Origin of the sequence: Vibrio sp. UCD-FRSSP16_30 (assembly GCF_001676025.1) — a bacterium.
Taxonomy (GTDB): Bacteria; Pseudomonadota; Gammaproteobacteria; order Enterobacterales; family Vibrionaceae; genus Vibrio.
Genome location: NZ_LZFW01000001.1, coordinates 26,637 through 45,452, shown reverse-complemented (window position 1 = coordinate 45,452; position 18,816 = coordinate 26,637). Strand labels below are relative to the sequence as shown.

Annotated in this window: 15 protein-coding genes; 4 read left to right on the top strand and 11 right to left on the bottom strand. The window is 43.8% G+C overall.

Translation table 11 applies throughout. From position 1 onward, the window contains the following. Window positions 1–96: 96 nt before the first annotated feature. The 3 genes from A9260_RS00220 to fabB form a co-directional block, all read right to left on the bottom strand. A complete protein-coding gene (locus A9260_RS00220) occupies window positions 97–1,110 on the bottom strand; it encodes an aspartate-semialdehyde dehydrogenase (RefSeq protein WP_068695014.1) in 1,014 nt (337 codons plus the stop codon). Next, complete coding sequence (locus A9260_RS00215) at window positions 1,107–2,240, bottom strand: 4-phosphoerythronate dehydrogenase (protein ID WP_068695464.1); 1,134 nt, start codon at window positions 2,238–2,240, stop codon at window positions 1,107–1,109. The genes A9260_RS00220 and A9260_RS00215 overlap by 4 nt, the downstream gene beginning before the upstream one ends. Window positions 2,241–2,343: 103 nt before the next feature. Next, window positions 2,344–3,555: a beta-ketoacyl-ACP synthase I gene (gene fabB, locus A9260_RS00210; RefSeq protein ID WP_068695012.1), complete on the bottom strand. Its 1,212-nt coding sequence runs from the start codon at window positions 3,553–3,555 to the stop codon at window positions 2,344–2,346. A 119-nt stretch (window positions 3,556–3,674) separates the two neighbouring features. Between fabB and mnmC the strand changes: the two genes are divergently transcribed. Beyond that, window positions 3,675–5,714, top strand: coding sequence for a bifunctional tRNA (5-methylaminomethyl-2-thiouridine)(34)-methyltransferase MnmD/FAD-dependent 5-carboxymethylaminomethyl-2-thiouridine(34) oxidoreductase MnmC (gene mnmC / locus A9260_RS00205; RefSeq protein WP_068695010.1), 2,040 nt, complete (start codon window positions 3,675–3,677; stop codon window positions 5,712–5,714). A 68-nt stretch (window positions 5,715–5,782) separates the two neighbouring features. On the opposite strand, the gene A9260_RS00200 is transcribed toward mnmC, so the two are convergent. The 5 genes from A9260_RS00200 to prmB form a co-directional block, all read right to left on the bottom strand. Further along, a complete protein-coding gene (locus A9260_RS00200; protein ID WP_068695008.1) occupies window positions 5,783–6,319 on the bottom strand; it encodes an NADPH-dependent FMN reductase in 537 nt (178 codons plus the stop codon). A gap of 62 nt (window positions 6,320–6,381) precedes the next feature. Further along, the gene (locus tag A9260_RS00195) at window positions 6,382–6,648 is read right to left on the bottom strand and encodes a YfcL family protein (RefSeq protein ID WP_068695007.1); all 267 of its coding nucleotides are present in this window, start codon (window positions 6,646–6,648) and stop codon (window positions 6,382–6,384) included. A 3-nt stretch (window positions 6,649–6,651) separates the two neighbouring features. Then, window positions 6,652–7,179, bottom strand: coding sequence for an elongation factor P hydroxylase (locus tag A9260_RS00190; RefSeq protein WP_068695005.1), 528 nt, complete (start codon window positions 7,177–7,179; stop codon window positions 6,652–6,654). 122 nt (window positions 7,180–7,301) lie between these two features. Then, entirely contained in the window at window positions 7,302–8,387 is a 1,086-nt protein-coding gene (aroC, locus tag A9260_RS00185; RefSeq protein ID WP_068695003.1) for a chorismate synthase, read from the bottom strand. 192 nt (window positions 8,388–8,579) lie between these two features. Continuing rightward, on the bottom strand, window positions 8,580–9,512 hold the full coding sequence (gene prmB / locus A9260_RS00180; RefSeq protein ID WP_068695001.1) for a 50S ribosomal protein L3 N(5)-glutamine methyltransferase: 933 nt from the start codon (window positions 9,510–9,512) through the stop codon (window positions 8,580–8,582). Window positions 9,513–9,574: 62 nt separating this feature from the next. Here prmB and smrB point away from each other — a divergent pair, with 62 nt between their 5' ends. Continuing rightward, on the top strand, window positions 9,575–10,105 hold the full coding sequence (smrB, locus tag A9260_RS00175) for an endonuclease SmrB (protein ID WP_068694999.1): 531 nt from the start codon (window positions 9,575–9,577) through the stop codon (window positions 10,103–10,105). A 284-nt stretch (window positions 10,106–10,389) separates the two neighbouring features. Here the strand turns inward: smrB and sixA are convergent, their stop codons facing one another. Further along, the gene (sixA, locus tag A9260_RS00170) at window positions 10,390–10,854 is read right to left on the bottom strand and encodes a phosphohistidine phosphatase SixA (protein WP_068694997.1); all 465 of its coding nucleotides are present in this window, start codon (window positions 10,852–10,854) and stop codon (window positions 10,390–10,392) included. A 202-nt stretch (window positions 10,855–11,056) separates the two neighbouring features. On the opposite strand from sixA, the gene A9260_RS00165 reads away from it, so the two are divergent. Both A9260_RS00165 and A9260_RS00160 read left to right on the top strand, forming a co-directional pair. Continuing rightward, window positions 11,057–13,849 carry an insulinase family protein gene (locus tag A9260_RS00165; RefSeq protein ID WP_068694995.1) on the top strand — a complete coding sequence of 931 codons (2,793 nt, stop codon included), beginning with the start codon at window positions 11,057–11,059 and terminating at the stop codon, window positions 13,847–13,849. A gap of 114 nt (window positions 13,850–13,963) precedes the next feature. Further along, entirely contained in the window at window positions 13,964–15,127 is a 1,164-nt protein-coding gene (locus A9260_RS00160; protein WP_068694993.1) for a threonine/serine exporter family protein, read from the top strand. Window positions 15,128–15,394: 267 nt separating this feature from the next. On the opposite strand, the gene fadJ is transcribed toward A9260_RS00160, so the two are convergent. Then, the gene (fadJ, locus tag A9260_RS00155) at window positions 15,395–17,506 is read right to left on the bottom strand and encodes a fatty acid oxidation complex subunit alpha FadJ (protein WP_068694991.1); all 2,112 of its coding nucleotides are present in this window, start codon (window positions 17,504–17,506) and stop codon (window positions 15,395–15,397) included. Next, window positions 17,506–18,813, bottom strand: a complete 1,308-nt coding sequence (gene fadI / locus A9260_RS00150) for an acetyl-CoA C-acyltransferase FadI (RefSeq protein ID WP_068694989.1) — start codon at window positions 18,811–18,813, stop codon at window positions 17,506–17,508. Before fadI ends, fadJ begins: the two co-directional genes overlap by 1 nt. Window positions 18,814–18,816: the final 3 nt, after the last annotated feature.

Sequence of the window (18,816 nt, the reverse complement as noted above, 5' to 3'; positions counted from 1 at the left end):
TGAGTTACCAAAAATAGAAAGCCATCAGCAAGTTAACTCACTGATGGCTTTAAAAATGATGGGTCTTAAAAGCGCTCTAATCTAAGGATTTGATGCTTAAAAGTAATCACGAATCAATAATTCTGCGATTTGCACAGCATTGGTTGCCGCGCCTTTACGCACGTTGTCAGCAACAACCCACAAGTTCAAACCACTTTGATGGCTGATGTCGTTACGAACGCGCCCTATCATGACATGATCTTTACCGCCTGCATCACGTACTTGTGTCGGGAAGTCTTCGCCTGGGAAGACTTCAATGCCTTCGGTTTGTTCAAACAACTCAATAGCATGAGCAGCATCAATTGGCGCACGAGTTTCAACATGTACCGCTTCTGCGTGACCGTAGAATACCGGTACACGAACACAAGTTGGGTTGACCATAATTGAAGGATCGTTAAAGATTTTTTGTGTTTCCCACACCATCTTCATTTCTTCTTTGGTGTAACCGTTATCCATAAATGCATCAATTTGTGGAATACAGTTAAACGCAATTTGCTGAGAAAAAGCATCTGGTTCTGCTGGGCGACCGTTTAATAGCTTCGCTGTTTGACCTGCTAGCTCATCAATACCTGCTTTACCTGCACCTGCCACTGACTGATAAGTCGAGACATTAATACGCTCAATACCCACTTCATCATGGATTGGTTTTAAAGCAACCAACATTTGAATGGTTGAACAGTTTGGGTTAGCAATGATGTTACGGTTACGAAACTCAGCAATGGCTTCAGGGTTCACTTCAGGAATCACTAAAGGAATATCGTAGTCGTATCTAAATTGTGAAGTATTATCAATGACTACCACGCCTTCATCGGCTGCGATTGGAGCCCAACGCTCAGAAAGTTCACCACCGGCTGAAAACAGCGCAATATGAACCTGAGACCAATCAAACTCTTCTACGTTTTGTACTTCGATGCTCTTACCATCAAAGCGATAGGTTTTACCCTTGCTGCGTTCACTGGCCAGTAAATGTAGATCTCCTACTGGGAAATCTCTCTCTTTAAGTACATCCAGAAGTGTTTCGCCTACTGCTCCGGTTGCGCCTAGAATAGCCACATTAAATTTTTGACTCATTTACTTACCTCTACCTTAAAACCTAATTCTTGCAAGGGTTGCAAGTTACAAGACGCTTCACCTGTTAGCGTCACCGCGCCATATTCTCGGCGGTCCCAATACTCTTTGCGCATTTTATCAAATGCACCTGCTTTGCCGATTTTTCTTCGAAACAGAGCATCGTCTTTGCGCACATCATAAATCAATTGTGTGAGGTTGTGCAGTGTTGCTTCATCCCAAGGGCGAGATAAATGCATTTGTGGTACTGGCGCCATCGGTAAAAGATCGGCTGCATTAGCGGTTAAATCACTGTTAATGTGTTGGCAGAACGAATTAAAAATCATGGTGGTGCCACGCGCTTTACCTTCCAAGCCGTAACCTGCAATATGCGGTGTGGCGAAAGCAAGCAAAGGAAGAAGCTCTAAATCCACCTCAGGTTCAAACTCAAATACGTCTAATACTGCGGTGAAACCGTCATTTTTTTGCAAGCGATGTTTTAACGCAAGGTTATCAACCACAGGGCCACGAGCGGCATTAATTAAAATCTGATCGGCACGCATTTGCTGTAAACGCACATCATCAATTAAATGATGAGTTGGGTAGTCGCCCTGACGCGTAATCGGCGTATGCAAAGAGATCACATCACTGCGCTCTAGTAGCTCATTTAATGGCGTAAACGGACGTGAGTCGCCTTGTGCTTCTTTTAATGGGTCATTGAGCAATACTTTGATGCCAATACCTTGTAGGCATTGCGCTAAATAACTCCCCACTTGCCCTGCCCCAATAATCCCGACCGTTTTATCAAAGATAGAAAAGCCTTGCTGCTGGGCTAGTACCATAAGTGATGAAATGACATATTCGGCAACGCCGACCTTATTACATCCCGGCGCAGGAGTGTAAGTAATGCCCTTATCTTGCAATGCTTGTTGATCAAGGTGGTCATAACCTGCCGTAGCAGTACCAACAAAGCTCAGCTTATTGGCTTTTGACAATAATTGTTCATTCACTTTGGTGACAGAACGAATCATCAAAGCATCAACATCAACTAGGTCATCGGCGCTGATGGTGCGTCCCGATAAAGCGATTACTTCACCTAGCTGACTAAAGAGTTCTTTGGCATAAGGCATGTTTTCATCAATTACGATTTTCATTTGTACTACTTCGCGCTTATTTAGATAACTAACAGGATAATAATAAACAAAAGGCCCGACAAGCAATGCTTGTCGGGCCTTTATCATATTTAAGAGTAAAAAATTACGCTTCGTACTTCTTAAATACTAGTGTTGCGTTAGTGCCGCCAAAACCAAAGCTGTTTGACATTACTGTTTTAAGTTCTTGATCGCGTTTTTCAGTCACGATATCAAGACCTGCAGCCGCTTCATCAAGATTCTCGATGTTGATGCTTGGAGCCACAAAACCGTGCTCAAGCATAAGCGCTGTGTAAATAGCTTCATGAACGCCTGCCGCACCAAGTGCGTGGCCTGTCATGGCTTTTGTTGCAGAAATTGCAGGGCTGTTACCGCCGAACACTTCTTGAATAGCGCCAAGCTCTTTCACATCACCTACTGGTGTTGAAGTACCGTGAGTGTTCACGTAATCCACTGAATCTACGTTTTGTAGAGCCATTCTCATACAACGAACCGCACCTTCGCCTGATGGAGCCACCATATCGTGACCGTCAGAGTTAGCACCGTAACCCACAAGTTCACCATAGATTTTTGCGCCGCGAGCAAGAGCGTGTTCTAGCTCTTCGATAACCATCATGCCGCCGCCACCAGAGATAACAAAACCGTCACGGTTTGCATCATAAGTACGTGAAGCGCGAGTTGGCTCATCGTTATATTTAGTTGAAAGCGCGCCCATTGCGTCAAACATCATTGACATGCTGTAGTCTAGTTCTTCACCGCCACCAGCAAAAACAACATCTTGTTTGCCAAGCTGGATAAGCTCCATAGCGTGACCGATACAGTGAGCAGAAGTTGAACATGCTGAACTCATTGAGTAGTTCACACCTTTAATTTTAAAAGGTGTTGCAAGACAAGCTGAAACTGTAGAACCCATAGTACGCGTTACCATGTAAGGACCTACACGCTTAACGCTTTTTTCTCTTAGAATATCAACTGCCGCAACTTGGTTTAATGATGATGCACCACCTGAACCTGCAACGATACCAGTACGCTCGTTAGACACTTGCTCTGGTGCTAGACCTGAATCAGCAATCGCTTGTTCCATAGAAATAAACGCATACGCCGCAGCATCACCCATGAAACGCATCTGTTTACGGTCGATATGCTCAGCTGGGTTGATCTTCAAACTACCCCAAACCTGTGAACGTAGCCCTTTTTCTTTAAATTGTTCTGAGGCTTCAATACCAGATTTGCCAGCTTTTAGAGACTCTAGTACTTCTTCGACGTTGTTACCGATACTGGAAACAATACCCATACCAGTGATCACGACTCGTTTCATGTGACATTCCTATAATTCAAATTTTCCGCTAGATAATACCTAGAAAGGCAGGATAAAGTGGTCAGCTTTCCTAGATATTTGTACAATCTCTGTAGTTAACGACTCATTCTATGATCTATATGCCTAAAATAAAACACGCACAACTCGATTGGAACGACTCTGGGACACCAATCTCAGAGCAATTCGACGATGTCTATTTCTCAAATAACGACGGTCTTGCCGAGACTCGCTATGTGTTTCTGACGCAAAACCATATTCCACAAAGATGGCAAGAGCATCAACAAAGCCGTTTCGTGATTGCCGAAACCGGCTTTGGCACTGGTCTCAACTTTCTTGCTGTATGCGAAGAGTTTGAGCAATTTAGAGAAAAAAATCCACAAGCAGCTCTAACTCAATTGCATTTTATTAGCTTTGAGAAGTTTCCAGTGACATTGGATGACCTAAAACAAGCGCACGCAGCTTGGCCTGAGCTAGAGAAATACGCCGTAGAATTACAGCAAAAGTACCCTATGGCTTTGCCGGGATGCCAGCGTTTAATCCTTGCTGACGGCGCGATCACGTTAGATCTTTGGCTTGGTGATATCAAAGAAACCCTGCCAGTTGTCCCAACCTATAGTGATGGTCTGGTTGACGCTTGGTTTTTAGATGGCTTTGCGCCAAGTAAAAACCCGGAAATGTGGAACCAAGATTTATTCAACGGCATGGCAAAACTGGCAAAGCAAGATGGTACGGTTGCCACCTTCACCGCCGCAGGTTTTGTGCGTCGTGGACTTATTGAAGCGGGCTTTGACATGAAAAAAGTCAAAGGTTTTGCTCATAAGCGAGAAATGATTGCCGGTGTTATGCGTGATAAACAAGCTTATAGCAATATTTCACCCCTTTTTGATCGCAAGCCTCTTATCAAAAATTCAACGACAGATAGTAACGACATTGCCATTATAGGTGGCGGTATTGCGAGTGCCTGCTTGGCGTATTCCCTTATTCAAAAGGGCATGCAAGTTACCCTTTATTGTAAAGATAAAGAACTGGCAAATGGCGCGTCGGGAAACAAACAAGGCGCGGTATATCCGCTGCTTAATGGTGAGCATAATACTGTTTCGCAGGTGTTTGCTAATGGCTTTATTTATGCTCGGAAGTTTTATGAACAGCTTGCGCAAAAAACACCCTTTGATCATCAATGGTGTGGCGTCACCCAACTGTTTTGGAATGAAGATGAACGTAAAAAACTGTCCAAGATAGTGCAAGGGCAATTTCCTAATGAACTTGTCACAGCCCAAGATGCACAGCAAACACAAGCAAGTAGTGGTCTTGACTGCTCATATGAATCGCTGTTTTATCCTCAAGGTGGCTGGCTTTCCCCTTTGCAATGTACTCAAGGCGTAATTGAACTGCTCTGTGCAAGTTCCAAGCTCACTTTGAAATTAGAATGTGAAGTGACGGAGCTGGAACAGGTACAAAACCAAGATAACTGGCAAGTGACGACGTCTAAAGGCACGCACACACATAGCGCCGTCGTCATCGCCAATGGACACAGCTTTGACCAATTTATCCAAGCTGAGCGCATTCCTCTGGGTAAGGTTAAAGGTCAAGTGAGCCATATTCCAACCACGGAGAATTTACAAAAGCTAAAGACCGTACTGTGTTATGACGGTTATCTCACGCCAAAAAGTCCACTTGATCATCACTGCATTGGCGCGAGCTACGATAGTCGCAACATTAATACCGAATACGATGAACAAGCTCAACAGCAAAATGCACAAAAACTTCAGCAGTGTTTGCCACAACAGCCGTGGCCATCTGATGTTGATATTAGTGACAATGACTCTAGGCAAGGTATCCGCAGTGTTTCGCGCGATCATCTGCCCTTTGCCGGTAATGTGGGTAAATTTTCAGAGATACTTGAGCAATACGCCAATTTGGCAGACCGCTATCCACGCAATAAACCTGAGCCAAGTAAAGTCAGCCAATACAGCAATCTATTTTGTTTAGTTGGAATGGGCTCTAGAGGGCTGACCTCAGCGCCATTAGTCGCGGAGATTCTTGCTTCGCAAATGCTCGGTTACCCTATCCCGATGGCAACCGACATACTGGAAGCACTGCATCCAAGCCGCATGTGGGTAAGAAAGCTCAGAAAAGGAAGACCGATAGCTAAAGGTTAAAACAGAAGGTAAAAATGGGCTCATAAGAGCCCATTTTTTTATATCACTAACACAGCTTACAGCAGGCGCTATACCAATCCTTCCACCAAATCGGCAACCACTTGTTGCAACTGGCTTCTAAGCTCGTCATTTTTGAAGTCATTTTTCTCAACATCAAATGCATCATAAAAACTGGCAATGGAGAGCGAACCTTTCACTTGTGCGCCAAAATGTGGCGCGGAAGCTAACGCGCTAGCAAGTACCGTTTTTGCGCCGCCAGGACCCGGTGATGTCGCTAAGTACAACACAGGTTTATTTTGAAAGACATTACGCTCAATGCGCGTAGCCCAATCAAATAAGTTTTTATAAGCGGCGGTATAACTGCCGTTATGCTCAGCAAACGACACTATAATGGCGTCTGCGCGTCCAATTTTTGCCAGCAATCGCTGCGCTGACTCTGATTTACCTAGCTCTTTTTCAGTATCTTCACTAAATACTGGCGCAGGAAAATCAATTAAATCGAGCACTTCAATATCTGCGTTCAAAATTTGCTGCGCGGCAAAACCCGCTAATGTTTTATTAATTGAGCTTGAGCTAGTACTTGCGCCAAAAGCGATGATTTTCATAACTAAATGTTCCTTATTAAGTCATGTATTTTGTCTATAGCCGATAAAATATAGCGTATTAGTTATACCAATGCTTTAGATAAAGAATCCCACATATCCGCTACAATAACGCGATCGGCAGGAGTCAATTCTGTTTGTGCATCCGTTAGGCTTTTTTCTATTTTTTGTTTAAAAACAGCAACATCTGTCACGGCTTCATATTCACAATCAGCGGCTGCAAGAGAAATATGACCACGTAAATAACCACCAGCAAACAACTCATCATCCGATGCTGTCGCAACAGTTTGGTCAATGGTATCCAGCAATTGTTCTTCGAGCTGTAAAATCATGGTTTAAACTACCTTAAAATCTTCCTGAGTAAGTGAAGGGACACGATAAAAATCCCGCAGCGCATTAGAAAGCATCTTAACCCTAGTTGGCAAGCCTTTCTCTAAAATGTCGATAACTTCGTTATGTACTTTTTGGGTGAAACCTAATCTATCAGGTTCTACATCTCCCTGTAGATTGTCACAACTTACCTGAAAACGAAACCCAGCACTTTGTGCCAAAATCCATTCATATGCTTGAGGACGAATCTCAACCACTTCAAACTGTGCTTGAGTGGCCGCATCGCGACCATCTGGTTCATACCAATACCCAAAATCTTCCAATAAACGTCTTTGTGGTCCTGCTACGCACCAATGAGCTATCTCATGCAAGCAAGAGGCATAAAATCCACGAGCAAAGATAATACGATGAAAATCAAACTCTTCATCAGCAGGCAGATAAATAGGTTCATCTCCTCCTAATACTAAGCGGGTATTAAATGAGTCATAAAATGTATTATCAAAGATGGAGATGAGATCGTTGTAGTCGTGCATGAAGGTACTGTCTATATTAGAGGAAATGGAATTTGGTTTCTGGGTTTCTGGGTTTCTGGGTTTCTAGGTTTCTAGGTTTCTAGAAAAACTAGCGCCACTGGTGACGCTAGTTGTTATTTTATTTAAATTGCAGGTGTTTCAGTGGTTACGCCGTGGTTTTGGCCGCGGTGACGTAGCAAGTGATCGAGTAGTACAATCGCGAGCATCGCTTCGGCAATTGGCACTGCGCGAATTCCAACACAAGGATCATGACGACCCTTAGTGATCAGTTGCGTCGCTTCACCTTGACGGTTAATCGTATTACCCGGCACTGTGATACTTGATGTTGGTTTTAAAGCGATATTGGCAACAATATCTTGGCCTGTTGAAATGCCACCTAAAATGCCACCAGCATGGTTAGAAGCAAACCCTTGTGGGGTTAACTCATCTCTATGCTGAGTGCCCTTTTGCGCAGCAACCTCAAAGCCATCACCAATTTCAACGCCTTTTACAGCATTAATGCTCATTAATGCGTGCGCGATATCAGCATCCAGACGGTCAAAAATAGGCTCACCTAAACCAACAGGGACTTTTTTAGCCACTACTTGAAGTTTAGCACCTACAGAATCGCCGTCTTTTTTAAGGTCACGAATCAGTTGGTCAAACTTATCAACCGCACCGGCATCCGGTGAGAAGAATGGGTTATTTTCAATCTCATCAAAATCAATCGTTTCAATGGTCACATCGCCCATCTGGGTCAAATATGCTTTGATTTCGACGCCAAATTCTTGCTCAAGATACTTTTTCGCGACCGCACCTGCCGCAACACGCATCGCAGTTTCACGCGCAGAAGAGCGACCACCACCTCGGTAATCACGTACACCATATTTTTGATGATAAGTGTAATCTGCGTGACCGGGACGGAATTTATCTTTAATTTCTGAGTAATCTTTTGAGCGTTGATCGGTATTTTCAATCAATAATCCAATGGATGTACCGGTTGTTTTGCCTTCAAATACGCCTGAAAGGATTTTTACTTCATCGGGTTCGCGGCGAGCCGTTGTATAACGAGAAGTACCTGGACGACGACGGTCTAAATCTTTTTGAAGATCGGCTTCTGTAAGCGCTAAACCTGGAGGGCATCCATCGATGATACAACCTAATGCGATACCGTGGCTTTCACCAAAAGTGGTGACGCGAAAATGCTGGCCTATACTGTTTCCTGCCATTACTTCCTCATTGCAATTTTATTTTAAACAAGCTAATGCTTTCATACTGTCTTTATCACACTCTATTGTAAAGAGCTTTTATACCAAAGATCCTGACAACAACAGAGCTGAGACCAAAAAAAACGGCACCCTATTGGATGCCGTACTTTAATTGCGGTCTCGCTAGCCTTTGTACTTAATTAAACGCACTTATTAATCAATGTACAAGGCAAATTCATCAGCACATGCCACTAACTGCTCGCGAGTTAGCATAAATACGCCATGTCCGCCGTTAGCAAATTCAATCCAAGTAAATGGAATGTCTGGGTACTGTTCAATCATATGCACCATTGAATTACCTACTTCACAGATAAGAAATCCGTTTTCAGTTAAGTAATTTGGCGCATTCGCAAGGATGCGACGAACTAATTTTAATCCATCAGTACCGGCAGCCAGCCCTAACTCAGGCTCGTGCTTAAACTCTTCAGGAAGACTGTTCATGTCTTCTTCATCCACATACGGTGGATTGGTCACGATAAGGTCGTATTTTTCCTGAACTAAGTCACGGAATAAGTCAGAACGAATCGGTGTTACTTGCCCTTCAAGGCCATGATCTTGAATGTTTTGCTCTGCCACTTCCAGTGCATCACTAGAGATATCAATTGCATCAACTTCAGCATCAGGGAATGCATGACCACACGCAATCGCAATACAGCCACTACCAGTACACATATCCATAATGCGCGTAGGTTGTTCTACTAACCATGGCTGGAACTGACTTTCAATCAATTCACCAATCGGTGAACGAGGCACCAATACACGCTCATCAACAAAGAACTCCATGCCACAAAACCATGCTTTATTAGTAATATAAGCGGTAGGCGTACGTTCGTTAATGCGTTGAATCACTCGTTCTACTATACGTAAACGCTCGCTATTGGTTAGGCGAGAACTTAAAACGTGCGGTGGCACATCTAAAGGTAGGTAGAGAGAAGGCAGGATCAATTGAACCGCTTCATCCCAAGCGTTATCTGTGCCATGACCATAAAATAGGCCGGCCGCGTTAAATCGACTGACAGTCCAACGAATCATGTCTTGCAGTGTGTGAAGTTCCGACACTGCTTCATCTACAAAAATCTTATCCAAAACTTTCTCCAAAAAGCGCTACAATACTGCCCAATCAAAGATAGATTCAGAACACTTATCCCATGAACAAAACAGACAAGCCAAATAAAGATGACTTTGCTTTGTTTAAAGAAGCAGTACAAGGCGTTAAAAAGTTTCAACAGGATACCATAATCCAACCGCCAAAAAGAGAAACAAAACAAAAACAGCAACAAAGGTTTGACCGAGAAGCAAAAGACAATGAATTTTTCTTCTCTGATGAGTTTGAACCACTGCTAAGTGAAGATGGCCCAACCCGTTATGCGCGAAGTGATGTATCCAAGTATGAAGTGAAGCGTCTGCGTCGCGGCGTGTATGTGCCGGATGTGTATTTAGATATGCACGGCATGACTCAGCAAGAAGCAAAACGTGAATTAGGTGCCATGATTGCGCACTGCATCAAAGAAAATGTGCACTGTGCCAGTGTGATGCATGGTATTGGCAAGCACATTTTAAAACAAAAAGTGCCGCTTTGGCTTGCCCAGCACCCAGATGTCATGGCTTATCATCAAGCACCATTAGAATTTGGCGGCGCTGGCGCACTCTTAGTTCTACTGTCGATTCCTGAGCGATAATTCTCATACCAATAACAGTAATTAAATGATCAGAAATAGCGCAGGAAAAACATTTGAGGACAAGGCGAATATTTTTGATAAGTCGTTATTCTACAATCAAAAATCTCAACGCGGTTATCAAGTGTTAAAACCCGCTAGGCTGATCAGAGAATTGCTACAATTGGTATCAGTACCTTTCTGATTCTATATATTGGACTATGTAAAACGGCGACCGATTTGGTCGCCGTTTTTTATTCGGTCTAATGTTTAGTCGTAACTCTATGGAGCAGTTCTCTTGCGTAATTCTACGGCGCAATGTGCCACATTAGCTCACCATTACTACTTTCTAAATCAAAGTTAATCGCAGCAAAACCCGAAGTCGGAAACATCGGCGCTGTCATATCATTGACAAATTCAGCGGTTAAATAACCCACTAATGGCAAATGAGATACTAACAATACTGATTGAGGCTGCTGCGTTTCGGCAATCGCGCACACATATTGATAAACATCTTCTGACTGCCCATACGGGGTAATATCAGCGCACTCTTCAACTTTACCTGCCGAAAACTGACCTTTAATTATATCCCAAGTTTGCTGAGCTCGAATGTAAGGGCTCACCAGTACTAAATCAAAGTGATTCACGCCCTGCTGAACCACGGCTTTGGCAACCTGCAAAGATTGCGTTTCTCCTCGTGAGGTCAGAGTACGTTCCGCATCACTTGATGCAAAGCTTCCTGCTTCTCCATGGCGCATGATATATACGTTCATTTTTGTCCTAAACTTGTGACGGCTAATTCAAAGAGTACACTATAAAGCTAGGGGTTATCTCTGACTCAGGCAACATTTCAATAAAAATTTACTTTTAAGTTGCTAGAAATCATTGCTCCGCCATACTTAACATATAAAACAATAGTTTATCTCAATCAATTTTGAACTCTCGATACCCTAGAGAATTCAAGGAGTGCGTTACGTGCATCAAAGCCCGAATGATAATAATAGCTACCGCCCTATTACTCTAAATAACCAAATCAAAGTGATATTGGTTCACGATCCTAAAGCTCAACGTTCTGCCGCCTCTCTTGCGGTAAGGGTCGGACACTTTGATGATCCTAGCGATCGTGAAGGCTTAGCGCATTATCTCGAGCATATGCTGTTTTTAGGCACCAAAGCCTACCCTAAAGTGGGTGAGTTTCAAACTTTCATCAGCCAGCACGGCGGAAGTAACAATGCTTGGACAGGTACCGAACATACCTGTTTTTTCTTTGATATTTTGCCACAGTTTTTCGAGCCGGCGCTGTCTCGCTTTAGCCAGTTTTTTATCTCGCCACTGTTTAACCAAGAAGCTCTAGATAAAGAGCGTCAAGCGGTCAACTCTGAATATCAAATGAAAATTCACGATGACTCTCGCCGCTTCTATCAAGTTCAAAAAGAGTTGGTCAATCCCGCGCACCCCTTTTCTAAATTTTCTGTCGGCAATGAAGATACGCTCAGTGATCATGAAGCCAGTGACGATAAAAGTGGCACAATTAGGGATGAAATAATCACTTTCTACGAGCAACAATATTGCGCGCAGTTAATGACCGTTGTATTAGTTGGACCACAATCTTTAGATGAATTAGAAACTTTTGCCACACAGCAATTTTCTGATATTAAAAATAACGGTTTTGGTGACAAGACCGTCACCACACCATTACTCACGCCAGATCAGCAGCAACTTTATGTCCAAGTCGAGCCGGAAAAAGACGTTCGTAAACTGAGTCTATCGTTTTCTTTTCCCAATATGGAAAAGTACTACGCCACCAAACCTCTCTCCTATTTTGCGCATTTAATTGGCTATGAAGGCCCCGGTAGCCTGACTCTAATTCTAAAAAATAAGCACTGGATTACTTCATTGGCTGCCGGAGGTGGGATCAGTGGCAGTAATTTTCGCGAATTTAGCATCGGCTGTATTCTTACCGAAGAAGGATTAAAGCATACCGACGAAATCGTAGAGCTGATTTTCTCATATATGAACCTAGTGTTTACTCAAGGCATAGAGCAATGGCGCTATGGCGAGAAACAAGCGGTTCTAGAATCGGCTTTTCGTTTTCAAGAGTCGATAAAACCTATGGATCTAGCCAGTTACCTAGTGATGAACTTACAACGCTTCCCTGTTGATGAAGTGCTGTATGGCGACTATCGCATGAGTGATTTTGACTTTGCATTAATCGAAAGCTTTGTGCCATATTTTTGCATCGAAAACCTTCGAGTATGGGTAACGGCAAAAGACCTTGAGTACGATAAACAAGCCAAATGGTATTTCACCCCTTACAGTGTGCAGCCATTTTCAGAGCAACAAATTAAGCGTTGGAAAAATCCAGTCGCGTGTGAAGAATTTGCCCTGCCGAGCAAAAACCCGTTCATCTGTTATGATCTGGATCCTAAGCCATTACAAGGGAATGACGCTTTACCCGTTCTTATCGAAGAGCTTCCGGGGCTTAGGTTATGGCACCTTCAAGAACCTGACTTTCGTGTGCCTAAAGGTTCTTTGTATATTGCGATAGACAGTCCGTGTTCTGTCAACACTCCACACAACATCGTTAAGCTTCGGTTATGTGTTGAATTATTTATGGAAACCTTATCTCGCCAATCTTATCAGGCAGAAATTGCCGGTATGAGTTACAACATTTATGCTCATCAAGGCGGGTTAACACTGACTATCTCAGGCTTTAGTGAAAAACAGCCGCAGCTGCTAAAGATGATCATTGATAAGTTTGCAACCCGTAACTTTGATTCACAACGCTTTGATATTATTAAAGCACAGATGCTACGCAAATTTCGTAATGTCAGTAAAGATCGCCCTCTATCTCAGTTGTTCAATCAATTATCGGGGATCTTACAACCTAATAACCCACCAGCAAAAGTATTAGCTGATGCTTTAGAAGAGGTCACTGTCGAGCAGTTGCCAGAGTTTGTTGCAACACTTCTTGGCAAGCTATATGTGGAAATGTTTGTGTTTGGCGACTGGACTCGTGATGCCGCGCACGCTCTAGCGGATGATTTAAAAAATGCGCTGCGTATGGAAAACCAGCAATACAAAGAGTCATTACGACCATTGGTTAAACTAGGTAATAAGGGCACTTTCCAAAAAGAGATTCACTGCAATCAAGATGACTCTGCCGTGGCTATTTATTATCAAGGGCAAGATTCTCAGCCGCTATCAATCGCAACCTTTACCTTAGCCAACCATTTAATGTCATCGGCATTCTTTAATGAAATTCGCACCAAGCAGCAATTGGGTTATATGGTGGGTACGGGCAATATGCCGCTAAACCGAATCCCCGGCATTGTGGTATATGTGCAATCTCCGGTGGCAGCGCCTATCGATCTTGTTGCCTCTATTGATGAGTTTCTCAACGCCTTTTATATGGTGCTATTAGAGCTTACCGAAGCGCAGTGGCAAAACAGTAAACAAGGGCTACTTAACCAGATTATGGCTCCGGATAATAACCTACGCACCAAAGGTCAACGATTTTGGGTATCCATAGGTAATAAGGATAAAGAGTTTAATAATCGAGAATTAGTGGTTGAGAAAATCAGCACCTTAACTCGCGCAGACATGATTCGCTTTGTCGTCAATCAACTCAAACCAAGAACGGCTAATAGGTTAGTAATGCATACACAAGGCAACCAACATCACGATGCTCCGCATCTTGAATTAGGCAAAGAAATAGGCTCAATTGAAGAGTTCCAGTTGATGCCTAAAGATGTAGAGTTGGGTTAGTGCACATAACGATTAAAATTTATCGCTGAACCACAAAAGCACATAATAAGCCCTTGGTGCGGGTGAGGATAATCTGTTACATTCGCGCCAAGTTCCCCCACTAGAGCTTGTGGCATGTCACATCAAGACTCATTAAACGATATTGTTGAATTTGGAAATACTCTTCATCGAAGCGGTTGTCCTCCTTATAAAGTAGAAAAATTCACTCAATCTTATGCCAAGCAGCAAGGCATCTCCGTCATGGTGCAAGCCCTGCCGACATCAATTAACTATCAGTTCCCGGAGCTGCATAATAATGTGATTATGAAGCGCCTTTCGCCCGCTTCTATTGATTTGAGTCTGCTGGCGCAAACTATTGGCCGTTTGAGAAAACCCTCTGATGCCAAAGTGCAAACGCCTTTCCGGTATCCTGCTTGGGCGGTTGCGTTTGCCAATATGTCCATACCACCCGCATTTTTAATACTCATTGGTAGCACCTTAGAAGCGATCATTGTCTCTATATTTTTAGGGCTAATGGTATGGGGATGTCAGCAAGTGCTTAATGGACGCCGCACCATTGCGGTGGAATTTATTGCGGCGCTATTAACGGGGATTTGTGTCGCAGCAATAGCTAGCTTTGGGCTGCCCATCCCTGTGTATGCTCTGTGTATTGCGGCAATCATATTATTTGTGCCCGGATTATCCATTGCCAATGCCCTAGAATGCCTTGCCTTTAACGATCTTGTTTCTGGGACCAGTTTGCTTGGGCAAAGTATGTTAACCCTAATTAAGCTGTTTATTGGCATTTTCATGGGAGTTCACATAGGTGAATCCATTTGGCATGTTGCGGAGCACCTTAGCTATACCAATGATGTACCCGTCTGGCTACACATTGCCGGCTTACCCATCATATCCATCGCTATTGGTGTTATCTTTAACGCCCGCCCAAAAGATATGTTACTCGGGCTTCCCGTAGCCATACTGGGTATGTGGGGGCCATATTATCTAGGCTTTGGCAGTGGTTGGATTGTGGGCACTTGGCTCACAACCGTCATTATTACTTTATATGGCACTTGGATTGCCAAGAAAATGCACCTCACAGGTTCGATTTATATTCTGCAAGGGATCATCGTACTAGTGCCCGGCAGTCGCGTTTTGGTCAGTGCTAGTCAATCAGTCTTTGAGCAATCTATTTTGCCGATCCCTAGCATAGGCTTATCGGCATTATTTATGTTCTCTGCCATCATGGCCGGACAAATTACCGCTTATTCTATTTATTCGCCTAAATTTGAACGCTAATAATTAAACGTTAATAACCCAAAGTATTCAGCCATAAAAAAGGGGTAAACTATCAATCGTTTACCCCTAGCAAAACCAAATTGTCAGCAGTTGATAGTTTTTAATTATACCAATCACAGCAATTAAATGATCAGAAATAGCGCAGGAAAAACACTTGAGAACAAGGCGAATATTTTTGGTAAGTAGTTATTCTACAACCAAAAATTTCAACGCAGTTATCAAGTGTTTTAACCAGCTAGGCTGATCAGAGATTTGCTACGATTGGTATTAACCATAGAACTGTTGTCCGGCTTCTAATCTATCCAACAAGCCTTGGTATGGTCTAAATCGCTCGCCATACGCCAATTCAAACTGGTTCATTTTACGAATTAAATTATCTAAACCATAAGTGTCGATGAATCTAAATGGACCTCCGGTAAATGGTGGAAATCCAATACCAAAAATAGCGCCAATATCTCCATCACGAGCACTGGCAATGATGCCTTCGTCTAAGCATCGAACTGCCTCGTTCAGCAAAGGTATCACGCAGCGTAGCGCTATATCTTCTTCGGCAATACTGCGTGAAGGTTTCAGTTTCAATAAGCTGTAAATAGACTTATCGACCTTTTTATCCTTGCCTTTGTATTGATAAAACCCTTTGCCTACTTTACGACCTTTGCGGCCATCATTTAGCAATACATCAAACAGATCTGGCCCTTGAAAACGCTCGCCTAATTCAGTTACCAAAATAGGCATAATTTTCGCGCCAATATCAACCCCAACTTCATCGAGCAGTGTTATCGGCCCGACAGGAAATCCAAAATTTAATAATGCACTGTCTATATGCTCTATCTCTTGCTGAGCCAATAGCACATGCGCGGCCTCATTCATGTATGGCGCTAAAATGCGATTCACGTAAAACCCTGCGCTGTCTTTCACCACGATAGGCGTTTTTCCCTGCTTGCGCGCCAGTGCCACCACAGTTGCAACTGTTTCGGGTGACGTTGTCTCATGAGGAATCACTTCTACCAATGGCATTTTTTCCGCGGGACTAAAGTAATGAAGCCCGACAATATTTTGCGGGCGCTTTGCCCCTTGCGCGATTTGATGGATAGGCAATGATGACGTGTTAGATGCAAAAATGGTTCGCTCAGAACACGCCTCTTCCACCTCTTTAACCATACTTTGCTTTAATGATAAATCTTCAAATACCGCTTCAATCACGACCTCAGCTTTATTAAAACCAAGATAATCAGTACCACCACGAAGCTGCGACATTTTTGCTTGTAGCTGAGCGTTAGACAGAATGCGGCGCTTACATTGCTTACTCAGCAGCTTGTAGTTATAACCTAACGCATTTAGCACACCATCTTGCGACACATCTTTAAGATTGACCCCAAGCTTAGCCTTAGCAAGTGACACATGCGCGATACCTGCCCCCATCAAGCCGCCGCCAAGCACGCCAACGTGCGTCACTTTGGCAGGTGTGGCATCGCCAAAGTTTTCTTTTTTCATTTCAGTGGTGGCAAAGAACAAAGAGCGTAGCGCTTTGGACTCTGCTGTCATGACCAACTGACCAAATTGTTGTGCTTCTTTTTGCAGCCCTTTGGTCATGCCTTTTTCGAGGCCGTATTGCATAACTTCAAGAATTTGCTCAGTTGCTGGATAATTGCCGCGCGTTTTTTGACGTGTTTTTTTAGCGGCTTGATCAAAGATGACCTTACGGCTCAGCCCTATCCTAGCAATCAGCTTTTCTTTCGCTGGCGCTTTGCGTTTACGCTTCGATTTATTGGCATAGGTTTTGGCCACATCCATAAGAATGCTGTGTGGCACACTGGCATCGACCAGCCCTAATTTCTTGGCTTTTTTCGCTCTAAGTTGTTTACCGGTTAAGATAAGATCCAAAGATGGCACTAACCCGATTAAACGAGGTAGTCGCTGAGTACCTCCAGAGCCAGGTAGTAAACCTAATTGAACTTCTGGTAGCCCCAAGCGAGTCTTATCGTCATCACTGCACACGCGATAATCACACGCCAGTGCTAATTCCAGCCCGCCACCAAGACAGGGTCCATGAATCGCCGCCACCACAGGAAATGGTAGCGCTGATAATGAAGCAAACATTTGCTGACCTGTAGTGGCAAGCTTGCTGGCTTCATCAGCGCTAGTGCAAGCATCGAGCATTCGTACATCAGCGCCAGCAATAAAGTTATCCGGTTTTAAAGAATGAACAATCAAACCTGATATTTGTGATTTCTTTTGTTCAAGTTCGCTTAGTATCGCATTCATTTCATCAGCGAAAGCGGCTTGAAGAGTATTCATTTTCTCGCCTTGCACATCAATCGATAGCCAGGCTAGTTGCTCTTCGTCTATGCGTAGAGCGAATGTTTTTGCCTCAGTCATTATTCCACCTCCAAAATCATCGCCGCACCTAGGCCACCTGCGGCGCAAGCGGTGTTAAGACCCAAACCTCCGCCACGTCTTTTAAGCTCACGCAAAGTCTGAGTAATCATTCTTGCGCCAGTGGCAGCAAAGGGGTGTCCATAAGCAATGGAGCCGCCTAGTACGTTAAATTTCTCCATATCAATCTCACCGATGGCTTTGTCTCTGCCGAGTTTTTGCTTAGCAAACTGATCACTGCCAAACATTTTTACGTTAGCTAATGCTTGAGCGGCAAACGCTTCGTGCATATCAATCAAGGTTAAATCATTTAAGGTGATTCCAGCTCGATCAAGGGCTATAGGCGTTGCGTAAGAAGGTCCCATCAGCATGTCTTTATCAACGCCCGTTGCAGAAAACGCATAAGAGCGAATATAACCAAGGATCTCTAAACCCAATGCTTTGGCTTTGCTTTCGGTCATGAGCATGATGGCCGCCGCCCCATCGGTAAGAGGGGTGGCATTTGCTGCGGTTACTGAACCAAATTGGCGGTCAAAAGCCGGTCTTAATTTGGCGTAGCCTTCAATGGTGGAGTCAAAACGAATGTTGTTATCAGTATCAATCCATTTTTTATACGGTTCTGGGTATGCAGTCATCACCTCATCGCGAATCTTGCCTTCGTTCCATGCATTGGCGGCAAAAGCGTGCGAGCGATGAGCAAGTGCATCTTGATCTTGTCGAGAGATAGAATGAGATTTAGCCATTTGTTCTGCGGTTTGCCCCATCGACAATCCTGTAGAATATTCCGCGACAGCAGGCGGTACTGGCATCAGATCTTTCATTTTAAAATTGCTGACAATTTTAAGCTTTTGCGAAAGAGAACGCGCTTTACTTAACGCTAATAAATTTGCAGCTAATGATTTAGTGACGCCGATAGGAAGCACTGATGAAGAATCCGCGCCTCCGGCAATGCCCACTTCAATGTTGCCGGCAATAATGGACTCAACAACGTTAGCGGTTGCCTGAAAGCTTGTCGCACACGCACGCGTGACACTGTAAGCATCGGTATTGATGTTCATGCCCGTACCTAACACAATTTCACGAGCGATGTTCGGCGCAGACGGCATCTGAATCACTTGCCCAAAGACCACTTGCTCAATTAAAGAAGCATCGATTTCACTACGAGCAAGCATTTCGCCTACCACCATTTTGCCAAGATCTAATGCTGATACACCATCAAATGCGGTGCTTTGTCGTGCAAACGGGGTTCTTAATCCCGCTACCACTGCAACTCTATCTCCCTGCCGGGTGGTTAACTGCTGTAATCCCATCAC

Excerpts from the sequence above, each read along its gene's own strand:
- A9260_RS00220 (WP_068695014.1), bottom strand. The coding sequence starts at position 1,110 with ATGAGTCAAAAATTTAATGTGGCTATTCTAGGCGCAACCGGAGCAGTA.
- A9260_RS00215 (WP_068695464.1), bottom strand. The coding sequence starts at position 2,240 with ATGAAAATCGTAATTGATGAAAACATGCCTTATGCCAAAGAACTCTTT.
- fabB (WP_068695012.1), bottom strand. The coding sequence starts at position 3,555 with ATGAAACGAGTCGTGATCACTGGTATGGGTATTGTTTCCAGTATCGGT.
- mnmC (WP_068695010.1), top strand. The coding sequence starts at position 3,675 with ATGCCTAAAATAAAACACGCACAACTCGATTGGAACGACTCTGGGACA.
- A9260_RS00200 (WP_068695008.1), bottom strand. The coding sequence starts at position 6,319 with ATGAAAATCATCGCTTTTGGCGCAAGTACTAGCTCAAGCTCAATTAAT.
- A9260_RS00195 (WP_068695007.1), bottom strand. The coding sequence starts at position 6,648 with ATGATTTTACAGCTCGAAGAACAATTGCTGGATACCATTGACCAAACT.
- A9260_RS00190 (WP_068695005.1), bottom strand. The coding sequence starts at position 7,179 with ATGCACGACTACAACGATCTCATCTCCATCTTTGATAATACATTTTAT.
- aroC (WP_068695003.1), bottom strand. The coding sequence starts at position 8,387 with ATGGCAGGAAACAGTATAGGCCAGCATTTTCGCGTCACCACTTTTGGT.
- smrB (WP_068694999.1), top strand. The coding sequence starts at position 9,575 with ATGAACAAAACAGACAAGCCAAATAAAGATGACTTTGCTTTGTTTAAA.
- sixA (WP_068694997.1), bottom strand. The coding sequence starts at position 10,854 with ATGAACGTATATATCATGCGCCATGGAGAAGCAGGAAGCTTTGCATCA.
- A9260_RS00160 (WP_068694993.1), top strand. The coding sequence starts at position 13,964 with ATGTCACATCAAGACTCATTAAACGATATTGTTGAATTTGGAAATACT.
- fadJ (WP_068694991.1), bottom strand. The coding sequence starts at position 17,506 with ATGACTGAGGCAAAAACATTCGCTCTACGCATAGACGAAGAGCAACTA.
- fadI (WP_068694989.1), bottom strand. The coding sequence starts at position 18,813 with ATGGGATTACAGCAGTTAACCACCCGGCAGGGAGATAGAGTTGCAGTG.